An 11,759-nucleotide genomic window follows, 5' to 3' on the forward strand; every position below is an offset into this window, starting at 1 on the left:
GCGGCTACAGCGGGTGGCCCACGAACGGTCAAGCAGGCCTGAACAGACGCAGTTTTACGATCAGCGGACCTTTCCAAATGATGAGGGCGCGGACCCAATTCTTGCAGTCCGACGCCATTCTCGGCTTGGCGATTCGCGCTTCCGTCGATGCGACAGATGTCGCAAACGCCATGTTGGTGTCGTGGTTGCGCAAGCGCAGAGACGCGATCCTAATCTTGGGCACTGCACCAATTTTAGAAGGGTGAATACGGCGAAAGGGTGAATTTCGTGCTGTTTTCGCGTGACGGCGCAGCAGGCTCAGATGAGCAAAATCGCCTGTTTTTACCTAAAAACAGTGGATTGAAGCGACCGATTATCATTTTTCCGACAAGAAAGGCGGGTATGCAAAATATCTGGCGCTGGCAATGTTCCGGTACGAAAGCTGCCCTATCTGTGAGCAGCAATCATGAAAATACCCCAATTGCACTCCTGATTGCTTTCGTGGTTTGTTGCAGTGCAAAAAGTCTCTTGGTGACGAAGTGGCGGCAAGCCGCTTTATTCGCTTAACGGTTGAAGGGAACAGGATGACGTTCGAGGTTGTCGATATTAGCCTCATCATTTCTTCGCGTAATCGCGCCTTCGGGCTCGATAGCTGCCTGCAGGCCATCTCCCATGCCGCGCTGCAAGCGCGCGACCTCAAGCTCGAGTTCATCTTCGTCGACAATGGTTCGACCGATGCAACTTCCGAGGTCGTCGCCAGGTGGAGCGAGACCGCTCCGATCAAAACGACGCTAATCTTCGAAAGCCGTCCGGGCTTGTCGCATGCCCGCAACACCGGGATCGAGAACGCGCGCGGGCGCATCCTTGCCTTTACCGATGACGACTGCGAAGTCTCGCCGGATTATTTCACCACCATCGCCGCTCTGTTCGCCAATGACACCGCCCCCGTCATGCGTGGCGGCCGCATCGACCTGGGCGACGAGCGCGATCTGCCGATCACGATCAAGACGGACACGGAACACGCGGTCCTCAACATCTACAATCATCCGGGCGGCTTTATCCACGGCTGCAACATGGCTTTTCCGAAGGCGCTGGCGGACAAGGTCGGTGTATTCGACGTGCGCTTCGGCGCTGGCGCCACGTTCCGCTCCGGCGAGGATACGGATTACATCCACCGGGCTTTCCGTGAAGGTTTCAGCGTGGAATATGTTCCGACCCTCGTGGTCAAGCATTTCCATGGCCGACGCAGCATGAGCCAAGTTCAGCGGCTGTTCGACGGTTATTCCTATGGCAATGGCGCGCTTTACGCCAAATACATGTTCGTGCGGGATTCCAACATGCGCGGTATGTTCCGCTGGGACGTGCGCCAGGCGCTGAAGGAATATTTCGGCGGCAAGAACCTCGATAGCGCGCTGGGGCTGACCTATCGGAACACGGTGAAGCAGAATTTTGCCGGACTCTGGGCCTATTGGCGCAGCGGCCGGGCGGGCCAGACCTCTTAAAACATCCGGACATTTTCGGAAACGGTCCACGCCATGCGGGCCAAGACGCATATGGGGCGGTTTGCGCCGCCTTCTAATCGATTGGAATGTTCATGGATGCTCAAGCCGTCGACAGTGGCGACCTGAAAAAGAAAACCGCGACATCGATCCTGTGGTCGATCGTGCGCGTCGGGTGGAGCACGGTCGCGACCTTCATCATCTTCGTTATCCTGGCCCGTATTCTCGGGCCTGCGGATTTCGGCACGTTTGCGCTTGCCAGCCTGTTCGTCGAAATCGGCCGGGTGCTTGCCTATGCCGGGCTTGGCGATGCCGTCACCCGTCAGCTCGAACTGGACGAAGAGCTGGCCGATACCGCCTTCTGGGCCTCGGTTGCTTTCAGCGTCTCGGTCGGAGTTGTCATCTTTTTTGCGGCACCCGCCTATGGTGAATTCGTCCGCGATCCGAATGTCGCGGCAATCCTCAAATGGCTGGCGCTTTTCCTGCCTCTGTCATCGCTCGCCGTCATCCATAATGCCCGACTGGCGCGCGATTTCGGCCACAAAAGCCTTGCCGCCCAGAGCATTGCCGCGAGCCTTCTGTCTGGTCTTACGGCGGTGGCCGCGGCGTTTCTCGGTTGGGGCGTCTGGTCGCTGGTGGCGCAGACCGCAGTCAATGGCATCGTGCTCGTCGTTCTGGGCTGGTTGTCCTATCGGTGGATCCCGAAGCTGCGCTTCAACTTCGCTATCTTCCGCTCGATCTTCCTGTTCAGCGTCAGCCTCGTGGTCAGCCAAATTCTCTGGATGATGCTTGCCCGCGTGCAGGATATCTTTATTTCGCGATGGTTCGGACCGACGGAAGTCGGGCGTTACAGGATCGCCTGGCGGCTGATCGAGCTGATCTCGCAGGCCGTGCTGTCGCCGATCGGCAGTGTCGCGCTGGTGACGCTGTCGAAGCTGCAGAACGATCCGGTCAGCTTCCGCAACGCCTATAACCGCATCGTCGGTCTGGCAGCGCTTGGAACCTTCCCGTTGCTACTCGGCTTTGGTGCGCTGTCGGATCAGCTGATCCTCTTCCTGTTCGGCGACAAATGGGGCAATGCCGGCGATGTCGCGACCGTGCTCGTCATGATGGCCGTGCCCTTCGTGATGAACGTGTTTGCCTCCTCGGCGCTTGCGGCCGTCAATAAGGCGCAGAGCATCTTGTCAGTGGCGGCGCTGCAGCTTGCGATGACGGTTATTCTGACGTGGCTGCTGGTGCCCTATGGCATCATCGCGGTTGCTGCCGGATATGCGCTACGGGCGTGGCTCACCATGCCCTACCAGCAATATGTGCTGAAGCGCTTTGCCCATATCGATTCACTGGGAACGCTGAAGGCGATTTCGATGCCATTCATCGGTTCGCTGGTCATGGCCGTCTGCGTCTGGTTCGCCAAGCCGTTCATCCTTGCGGCGGTAACACCCGCATGGCTTGGCACCGGGCTTTGCATTGCGCTGGGCGGCGCCATCTATGCCGCATTCATGCTGATTTTCGCCTTTAAGATGATCCGGCCCTATCTCGCCATGATCATGTCGATGCTGCCGGCACGCTTCCGCCTGCTGGCGCAAAAGTAGACCCAATTGGAAATGAGACCGTACGTCCAAGGAGATCCCATGCAGGAAACAAGTGCTGCCACCATCAAGAGGCTTCAGGGTGTAATTCACGACAACCTCGCCGATCTGGTCGATCTGTCCGGGCGTTACGCGCTTCTGGATTTTCCGAACCATTACAATATCGGTGACAGCGCCATCTGGCTCGGGGAACTGGCCTATTTCGACCGGGTAAAGTCGAAGCCAAGCTTTGTCAGCGAAATCCCGACCCATAGCGACGAGCGGATGCTGGCTGCGATCGGCGACGGCCAGATCCTGCTGCATGGCGGCGGCAATTTCGGCGATATCTGGCCGGGTTTCCGCGAGTTTCGCGAACATATACTGGGGAAATACCAGGGCCGTCCGGTTATCCAGATGCCGCAGACGATCCATTTCAAGAACCAGGAAAACGTCGACAGCACGGCACGCGCGATCGAGAAGCACGGCAATTACAAGCTCCTGGTGCGCGACAAGAAGAGCTTTGAGTTCGCAAAGAAGTGGTTCCAGTGCGAAGTCCGGCTTTGCCCGGACATGGCCTTCTGGATCGGTCCCGTGAAGCGCCTTGCGCCGAACCATGACTTGCTCCTTAACCTTAGGGCGGACCAGGAAGTCGGCGCGGCACATGATAAGTCCCGCGCCATCGCACGCCCAAATGTGATCGTGGCGGATTGGCCGGAACACGAGGAAGCCGATTTCCAGAAGCGCACCAAGCGTGCTGCCATCATCAAGGGCCTGTTGCGCGGCGATGTCGGCGGGCGAGCGAAGATGACGGAACTCGCCTATCGCGAGCGGGCGCAGCAGCGTTTTGACCGCGGCGTGCGGCTGTTGAGTTCCGCACGGCAGGTCATTACCGACCGAATGCACGGTCATATCATGAGCCTGCTTCTCGATGCCGATCATTGCGTGCTCGACAACAGCTACGGCAAGACCAGCACCTTCATCGACGCCTGGCAGACCGCCAATGGCGACCGGGCGGCGCTGGTGGCGAATATCGACGAGGCGCTGGACGTTCTGGATAAGCGCACGGCTCTCAGCCGCGCGACAACCATCTGACAAGGTGTCTCGCCCGCAAGGGTAAATGAAATCCTAAAAATCCAGCCAAGGCGGCCGGGCGATAAAACGTCCGGCCGCTTTTTTTGTCGCAATCGGCGCCCGATAGCGGGTGGACACCTGCCGGCAAACGGTTTCCGGCGATTCGGGCAAATCACCGATTTCGCCTCATGTTTGCCATATTTTTGCCTCAATTCGCCATTGTTGACGTGGTCTTCTCACGTGCAATGCACGATCACGCGAGAAAACGTGATTGTTTTTTTAATTTTGAGTCTCGCTGCACTGCAGCATTCTTATATTAGTTTGGCCTGCAAAGCCCCTATGTACCAGTGCTTCCGGCCTGACAAAAGCCAATGACTGAGCGCCGAATAGTTACCACTGCTAGATTTCGCACCTGCCAAATTTGCTGCGCTGCCACATTTTACCCGAAACTTCACGTGATGCTTCTCACTCACGCGGGCTCAAGTCTGCTCTGATTGAAATGGCGGTGACGGGAGGCACTGCTCAAAAGGGGTGACTGGTTTGACTGTTGATCAGAACATATCCTTGCGTATCAATTTGATGCGTATCCTGCTGATCTGCGGCATTGTCTTCGTGCATGTGCCTCACGATCCGGCATCCGATGTGGTGATTGCCCAGACCGGTTGGTTCAACTGGCTGAGTGTTTTCCTTGGCGACAGCCTGTTCCGCATCGGCGTCCCGTGCCTCAGCATGATTTCGGGTTATCTTCTGCTGCGCAAAGGCGCGGCATCCTTCGACTACGGCAAGGTGGTTCGTTCCAAGACGATGACGGTGCTTCTGCCCTTCCTGATCTGGAACCTGTGCCTGTTCGTGGCGATCCTCGGCCTGCAGCGCGCCGGCATCGGTGTCGGTTATTTTCCCGATATCACGGCATCGGTGCGTGAGATGCTGACCTATGCGTTTGCGCTCGAAGGCATGCCGGCCAATGTGCCGCTGTATTTCCTGCGCGATCTGTTCGTCTGCATCCTGTTGTCGCCGATCCTGCTGTTCATGCTGCGTCACGCGGCAATCCCGGTGCTTGCAGTGCTTTTCGTTCTTGCCGTCATTCCGGACCTGAGCTTTGCCATCGTCGTCAAGCGCTCGATCCTGTTCAGCTTCGCGCTCGGCATGTATCTGGGCTTGCGTGCCGCCGACCTGAAGGCGCTGGACCGTTTCGCATGGCCGGGTTCGATCGCAACGCTCGCCGCGGCCTTCGTCCTGTCACTGGCGATCTATCTGAGCCAGCCCGCTTATCCCCGGGGCGTCGATCTTGCGCGCAACGTGCTGTCGATCATCGGCGCCTTCGGTTTCTGGATGATCTCGGCGATTGCGATCGAGACACGGCTGGGCAGGCGGCTGGCTTCGACCGGCAGCCTCAGCTTCTGGGTGTTCTGCGCCCATTATCCGGTTCTCGTGGCGTTGTGGATGGTGTGGAACCGCGTCGGAACGGCGGAAGCCTATCCGCTTTTCTATTTCGGCTCGGTTGTCGTCTCGCTTGTCATCTTGGTGATCAGCAACGCCGTCATGATGCGGATTGCGTCGCCCGTTTATCAGATCCTGACCGGCAGCCGCGGGCGCAGGGAAAAACTCGCGAAAGCGACTTCGAGCCGTCCCGTCGGGTCTTCGCACCCGATGGAACCGAAACTGTCACAACAGCGCAGGTGAAACAATGACGACCATCGCCATCAAAATCGCGGCCGCCATCTCCACTCTGGGCCTTTCCTTTCTGTCCGCCACCATGCCGGCTGCGGCGCAGGGTACGTTGAACAACAAGTCGTTCGTCGAGAATTTCGACAGTTTCGACCGGTCCTTCTGGTATGTCGCGGATGGCTGGGCCAACGGCTCGCACCAGAACTGCACCTGGTCGAAGAAGCAGATCGATACGGCGGGCGGCGCGCTGACGCTGAATTTTTCGGAAGGCCAGTCGAAGGACCGCAAGTTTCTCTGCGGTGAAGTGCAGACCAAGTCGCGTTACCTTTACGGCACCTATGAGGTGCGGATGAAGGCGGCGACCGGTTCCGGCCTCAACTCGGCCTTTTTCACCTATATCGGCCCGACCGACAAGAAGCCGTGGGACGAGATCGACTTCGAGGTGCTCGGCAAGAACACCAATCAGGTTCAGGTCAACCAGTATATCAACGGCAAGGGCGGTAACGAGAAGCTCATTCCGGTTGCCGGCGGCGCCGATCAGGGTTTCAACGATTACGCCTTCGTCTGGGAAAAGGATCGGCTGCGCTATTTCGTCAACGGCAAGCTCGTTCATGAAGTGACCGATCCTTCGAAAATACCGACCAATGACCAGAAGATCATGCTCAGCCTGTGGGGTACCGACACGCTGAAGGACTGGATGGGCCGCTTCTCCTATCAGGGGCAGTCCTCCATGGTGATCGACCGGGTTTCCTTCACCGCCCAGGGAGACGCGTGCCAGTTCCCTGAATCCGTCGCCTGCAATCTCGATTGAGCCTGACCGCAGCCATTTCTTCGCTTGTCATATTGCGTTGAGTTTTTCAGCACAGGAGCATGCCCGTTTGAGCATAAACGTTCTCTATCTCGCCCATGATCTGGCCGATGCGGCCATCAGGCGGCGTGTGCTCACCCTGAAGGCCGGGGGAGCAGACGTGACGGTTGCGGGCTTTACCAGAGGACGCAACCTGCTTGAGGGTGAGCCGGGCGTGCGCACCATCGTGCTGGGCGAGACCTCCGACGGAAAGTTTGCGCAGCGGATCGGTGCGATCGTCAAGGCGAGCGCTGGGCTGAAGGGCAGGCTTGCCGCTATCGACCGCCCCGACGTGATCATTGCCCGCAATCTTGAGACGCTGGCGCTGGCGGGCCAGGCGGCGCGTCTGTTCGATCGCAATCTGCCGATCGTCTACGAATGCCTCGATATCCATCGCCTGTTGCTCGACGAAGGCTGGAAGGGACGTCTGGTGCGGGCATTCCAGCGTCATTTCGGCCGCCGCGCGCAGCTTTTGATCACCAGCTCGCCTGCCTTTGTCGAAAACTTCTTCCAGCCGCGCTCCGGGCTTTCGCTGCCGGTACTGCTCCTGGAAAACAAGGTTCTTGCACTCGATCCGGATAGTCTGCCGCTTCAGCCGGTGCCGCGCGCGCCGAAAGCCGGCGAGCCATGGCGGATCGGCTGGTTCGGAGCGATCCGCTGCGCCAAGTCGCTTGCGATCCTGACAGATTTCGCCCGCCGCATGGATGGCAAGGTCGAGATCGTGCTGCGCGGCCGCCCGGCCTATAGCGAATTTGCCGATTTCGACCGGATCGTCGCTGACGCGCCACATGTCGCTTTTCACGGTTCCTACCAGAACCCGGAGGATCTCGCCCGCATCTATGACGAGGTGCAATTCAACTGGGCGATTGATTTCTTCGAAGAGGGCCAAAATTCCGAATGGCTGCTGCCGAACCGCCTTTACGAAGGTGGCCTCTATGGCGCGGTGCCGATTGCACTCAAGTCGACCGAGACGGGCCGCTTTCTGGCCCGCCGCGAGATCGGCGTGACGATCGATGCCGCCACGCCTGATGCACTGGAAGCGATGTTCTCTCAGATGACACCCGAAATTTACGCTGAGCAATTTGCCCGCATCGCCGCCATCGAGCGCGGACAATGGATCACCGGCCCGGCCGATTGCCGGGCGCTGGTTGGAAAGCTCGCATCGTTAAAACCCGATTTACGCTCTCCTGCTGAAATGCAGGCTGCGTCAACCATGCAGTCGTGAGGTGGAATATGGTAGTGAGTAGCGTTTCCGGTTCCGACATGTCGAACCAACCTTCTGAAATCCCGGCCAATCCGCGTGTCCTTCTCGTCATCCCATGCCTTAACGAGGCCAAGACGATCGAGGCGCTGTTGCGCAAGTTCTCGCTTCAGCGGGGCGAGACCGACATGCTGATTGTCGTAGCCGATGGCGGCAGCCGCGACGGCACGCCGGATATCGTTCGTCGCATGATCGGGGAAATCCCGGATCTCGTGCTTCTCGACAATCCCAAGCGCATCCAGAGCGCTGCGATTAACCTCGCGATCCAGACCTATGGTGACGGGCGCGATTATCTCATTCGCATCGATGCGCATGGGGATTATCCGGACAATTACTGCCAGGCGCTGATCGAGGACGCGGTCGTGCATCAGGCGGATTCGGTTGTGGTCGGCATGGAAACGGTCGGCTTCGGCGCTTTCCAGCAGGCAGCGGCCATCGCGCAGAATTCAAAGCTCGGCAATGGCGGTTCCAAGCACCGTGCCGGCGGCGGCGGTGAGTGGGTCGATCATGGCCACCATGCGCTGATGCGGATCGCCGCTTACCGTCAGGTCGGCGGTTACGATGAAAGTTTCAGCCATAACGAAGATGCCGAGCTGGACTTCCGGCTTCGCAGCGCCGGTTTCCGCATCTGGATGACGGGCGAGACTTTCATGACCTATTATCCGCGCTCCAGTGCCTCGGCGCTGTTTCGCCAGTATCTCGGTTATGGCCGTGGCCGGGCGAAGAACCTTCTGAAGCATCGCTCCATCCCGAAGATCCGCCAGGCGATCCCGCTTGCGGTCGCACCCGTGGTTGCCGGTGCGGTTCTGGCCTTGCTCTATTGGTGGGCGGCCGTTCCGGTTGCCGTCTGGATGATCGCCTGCATCGCCTACGGTGCCTATATGGCGATCGGCCAGCGCAACATGATCGCACTCTTGGCCACCATCCCCGCAATGATCATGCACCTCGCCTGGTCGGCCGGGTTCTGGATGGAACTGCTTCGTATTCGACGAAAGAAGGTCGCATGACGGCTGATCTCACCGTGGCAAAAATCGACATCGGCATCTGCACCTATCGGCGCCCGGCGCTGAGGGATACGCTGGAATCGCTGTTCAAGCTGACCGTTCCGGCGGGCGTTTCGTTGCGCCTGATCGTGGCGGACAATGATGCGGTTCCCAGTGCGAGCGATCTGGTGGAGAGTGTTCGCGCGCAGTCTCCGTTCCCGATCCTCTATGTCCATTGCCCGAAGTCGAATATCTCGATTGCCCGCAATGCCTGCCTCACCTCGGCTGATGCGGATTTTCTTGCCTTCATCGACGACGACGAAACGGCGACGCCGGAATGGTTGGCAGCTCTCTATGAAAAGGCACGCCAGACGGGTGCGGAAGCCGTACTCGGCCCGGTGCGCGCGCTTTATGGCGATGACAGCGCCGCCTGGATGCGCAATGGCGATTTCCACTCGACCATGCCGGTCTGGGTCGAGGGCCGGATCATCACCGGTTACACCTGCAATACGCTGCTCGACATGCGTTCGCCGCTCGTTGCCGGCCGCCGTTTCGCGCTGGCGCTCGGCCAGAGCGGTGGCGAGGACACGCATTTCTTCTCGCAGCTGACGGAAAGCGGCGGACGGATCGAATTCGCCGAGGATGCCTTGGTGCTGGAGCCGGTGCCGGCAAGTCGCGCCAGCTTCCTGTGGCTTGCCAAGCGTCGTTTCCGATCCGGCCAGACCCATGGCCGGATCGTTGCGGCGAAGAGCGGTGGTGTGAAGCGTTTTCCCAAGGCTCTCATCGCTGCCACAAAGGCCGGTTATTGTGGTGCGGTCGCCGCCGCCTTCACGCTTATGCCAGTGAGGCGCAACCGTTATGCGCTACGTGGCGCGCTGCATGTCGGCGCCGTGATGGGCATGCTCGGCGTTCGTGAAATCCGCCAATACGGCGCCCCGGAGGCTGCGTGAACATGGATAGCGGGATACCCGATATCAGCTTCATCATTGCCGCCTATAATGCGGAAGAGACGCTCGCGCGTGCAATCGACAGCGCTCTGGCTCAGCTCGGCGTTACCGTCGAGGTGATCGTCGTTGACGACTGTTCGACCGACGGAACTGTGGCTCTCGCGGAAACCTACACCGATCCGCGCGTGCGACTGATCCGCCAGCCGCAAAATGGCGGGCCGGGCAGGGCGCGCAATACCGGTATCGCGGCTGCGACCGGCCGCTTCGTTGCAACGCTCGATTCCGACGATGCCGTTTATCCGGAACGTTCGCTTTCGATGCTGCAACGGGCAAGGACGCTCGACGCGCAGATCGTCGTCGACAATGTCGATGTCGTGCCGATGGAGGGCGGACCTGCGAAGACGATGTTCGACAAGCGTTTTCTGCAGGAGAAGCGCGAGATCGCGCTCGCGGAATTCATCGATTCCAACCTGATCTTCAAGACGACCTTCAACTACGGCTACATGAAGCCGGTTTTCGACCGAGAATTCCTGGCGAAGAACGATCTCTGGTTCGATGATGCCCTGAAGATCGGCGAGGATTACATCCTGTTCGCCTCGGTTCTGGCAAGCGGCGCGCGCTGCGCGGTCGATCCCAATCCGGGTTATGTCTATTATCTCATGCAGGGGTCCATCTCCCGCGTGCTCAAGCATCAGCACCTTGATGACATGCTGGAAGGCGACCGCCGGTTCATGGCGCGCTTCTCCCTCGGCCCGGCCGAGATGGCGGCGCAGCGTCGCCGTACGCACAGCATCATCGAAGCCCGCTCGTTTCTCACCCTCGTCGACGAGGTCAAGGCCAAGTCGCTCGGTGGGTTCCTCAAAACCGCGTTGAAAGCCCCGGGAGCGTTAAAACACTTCCGTATGCCTATCGCTGTTCGCATGCGCCGGTTCGCCAAGGCGGCCGGTGTCAACTGAAATCCGATCAATCGGGCGTGTATGCCCCCTGGAAAGGACTAGGAATGAACTTGAAAAGACCAGTTCGTAAGGCAGTTATCCCTGTCGCAGGCAACGGAACCCGCTTCCTGCCCGCGACGAAGGCCATGCCGAAGGAAATGCTGACGATCGTCGACCGTCCGGTCGTGCAATATGCCGTTGATGAAGCCATGCAGGCGGGCATCGAAAACATCATTTTCGTCACCAGCCGCAACAAGACTGCCATTGAAGACTATTTCGACAGCAATCCCGAACTGATCGCCAGCCTCACCCGCTCAGGCAAGACCGTGCAGGTCGCGCAGTTGGAAAAGATGCTGCCGCTCGCCGGTACCGTCAGCTATACGCGCCAGCAGGTGCCGCTCGGTCTCGGCCACGCGGTCTGGTGCGCCCGTGAGTTGGTCGGCGACGAACCGTTCGCGCTGCTTCTGCCCGACATGGTTTCCTATGGTGCTCGTGGCTGCATGTCCGGCCTGATGGACCTTTACGAGGAAGTCGGCGGTAACGTGTTTGCGGTCGAGCAGTGCGCGCCGGAAGAGACGTCGAGCTATGGCGTGGTGGCCATCGGTCAGGACGTTCGCCATGGTTTCCAGGTCACCGGCATGGTGGAAAAGCCGAAGCCGGCCGATGCGCCGTCGAACTATTACCTTAATGGTCGTTATATTCTGCAGCCGCAGATCTTCGAGCTTCTCGAAAGCCAGGAGCGCGGCGCCGGCAACGAGATCCAGCTGACCGACAGCATGCAGAAACTGTTGAAGGTTCAGCCGTTCCATGCGCATCCTTACCAGGGACGTACATTCGACTGCGGATCCAAGCGCGGCTTCATCGAGGCAAACGTCGCCTTCGCGATGATGCGTGCCGACATGAGCGGCGATCTGGCAGTAACGATCCAGGAACTGCTGGATGCGCATGCGACCAAGGTACGCGCGGCTTGACGCATAATGATTATGGGAAAGGCGAGACAT

11 protein-coding genes are annotated in these 11,759 nt (G+C 59.2%); all 11 read left to right on the forward strand.

The window, feature by feature from the left end:
* Positions 1 to 258: 258 nt before the first annotated feature.
* On the forward strand, positions 259 to 546 hold the full coding sequence (locus ACI3K0_RS17220; RefSeq protein ID WP_206823573.1) for a hypothetical protein: 288 nt from the start codon (positions 259 to 261) through the stop codon (positions 544 to 546).
* 17 nt (positions 547 to 563) lie between these two features.
* On the forward strand, positions 564 to 1,481 hold the full coding sequence (locus tag ACI3K0_RS17225; RefSeq protein ID WP_404945766.1) for a glycosyltransferase family 2 protein: 918 nt from the start codon (positions 564 to 566) through the stop codon (positions 1,479 to 1,481).
* Between the two features lie 92 nt (positions 1,482 to 1,573).
* Positions 1,574 to 3,070: a lipopolysaccharide biosynthesis protein gene (locus ACI3K0_RS17230; RefSeq protein WP_404945767.1), complete on the forward strand. Its 1,497-nt coding sequence runs from the start codon at positions 1,574 to 1,576 to the stop codon at positions 3,068 to 3,070.
* 39 nt (positions 3,071 to 3,109) lie between these two features.
* Positions 3,110 to 4,138 (forward strand): polysaccharide pyruvyl transferase family protein, encoded by a 1,029-nt coding sequence (locus ACI3K0_RS17235; RefSeq protein ID WP_404945768.1) that lies wholly within the window; start codon positions 3,110 to 3,112, stop codon positions 4,136 to 4,138.
* A 543-nt stretch (positions 4,139 to 4,681) separates the two neighbouring features.
* Positions 4,682 to 5,800, forward strand: a complete 1,119-nt coding sequence (locus ACI3K0_RS17240; RefSeq protein ID WP_404945769.1) for an acyltransferase — start codon at positions 4,682 to 4,684, stop codon at positions 5,798 to 5,800.
* A gap of 73 nt (positions 5,801 to 5,873) precedes the next feature.
* On the forward strand, positions 5,874 to 6,596 hold the full coding sequence (locus ACI3K0_RS17245; protein ID WP_404945839.1) for a glycoside hydrolase family 16 protein: 723 nt from the start codon (positions 5,874 to 5,876) through the stop codon (positions 6,594 to 6,596).
* Positions 6,597 to 6,663: 67 nt separating this feature from the next.
* The gene (locus ACI3K0_RS17250; RefSeq protein WP_404945770.1) at positions 6,664 to 7,857 is read left to right on the forward strand and encodes a glycosyltransferase; all 1,194 of its coding nucleotides are present in this window, start codon (positions 6,664 to 6,666) and stop codon (positions 7,855 to 7,857) included.
* Positions 7,858 to 7,895: 38 nt separating this feature from the next.
* Positions 7,896 to 8,900, forward strand: coding sequence for a glycosyltransferase family 2 protein (locus tag ACI3K0_RS17255; RefSeq protein WP_404945840.1), 1,005 nt, complete (start codon positions 7,896 to 7,898; stop codon positions 8,898 to 8,900).
* Entirely contained in the window at positions 8,897 to 9,826 is a 930-nt protein-coding gene (locus ACI3K0_RS17260; protein ID WP_404945771.1) for a glycosyltransferase family 2 protein, read from the forward strand. Before ACI3K0_RS17255 ends, ACI3K0_RS17260 begins: the two co-directional genes overlap by 4 nt.
* Positions 9,827 to 9,828: 2 nt before the next feature.
* Positions 9,829 to 10,779: a glycosyltransferase family 2 protein gene (locus ACI3K0_RS17265; RefSeq protein WP_404945841.1), complete on the forward strand. Its 951-nt coding sequence runs from the start codon at positions 9,829 to 9,831 to the stop codon at positions 10,777 to 10,779.
* 44 nt (positions 10,780 to 10,823) lie between these two features.
* Positions 10,824 to 11,729, forward strand: a complete 906-nt coding sequence (locus ACI3K0_RS17270) for a UTP--glucose-1-phosphate uridylyltransferase (protein WP_148143057.1) — start codon at positions 10,824 to 10,826, stop codon at positions 11,727 to 11,729.
* Positions 11,730 to 11,759: the final 30 nt, after the last annotated feature.

Source organism: Rhizobium sp. ZW T2_16 (genome assembly GCF_044987325.1).
Taxonomy (GTDB): Bacteria; Pseudomonadota; Alphaproteobacteria; order Rhizobiales; family Rhizobiaceae; genus Neorhizobium; species Neorhizobium cellulosilyticum.

What these genes read in the sequence shown, in the direction of transcription:
- ACI3K0_RS17260 (WP_404945771.1), top strand. Translation starts at nt 8,897, where the DNA reads ATGACGGCTGATCTCACCGTGGCAAAAATCGACATCGGCATCTGCACC.
- ACI3K0_RS17265 (WP_404945841.1), top strand. Translation starts at nt 9,829, where the DNA reads ATGGATAGCGGGATACCCGATATCAGCTTCATCATTGCCGCCTATAAT.
- ACI3K0_RS17225 (WP_404945766.1), top strand. Translation starts at nt 564, where the DNA reads ATGACGTTCGAGGTTGTCGATATTAGCCTCATCATTTCTTCGCGTAAT.
- ACI3K0_RS17245 (WP_404945839.1), top strand. Translation starts at nt 5,874, where the DNA reads ATGCCGGCTGCGGCGCAGGGTACGTTGAACAACAAGTCGTTCGTCGAG.
- ACI3K0_RS17235 (WP_404945768.1), top strand. Translation starts at nt 3,110, where the DNA reads ATGCAGGAAACAAGTGCTGCCACCATCAAGAGGCTTCAGGGTGTAATT.
- ACI3K0_RS17270 (WP_148143057.1), top strand. Translation starts at nt 10,824, where the DNA reads ATGAACTTGAAAAGACCAGTTCGTAAGGCAGTTATCCCTGTCGCAGGC.
- ACI3K0_RS17230 (WP_404945767.1), top strand. Translation starts at nt 1,574, where the DNA reads ATGGATGCTCAAGCCGTCGACAGTGGCGACCTGAAAAAGAAAACCGCG.
- ACI3K0_RS17255 (WP_404945840.1), top strand. Translation starts at nt 7,896, where the DNA reads ATGTCGAACCAACCTTCTGAAATCCCGGCCAATCCGCGTGTCCTTCTC.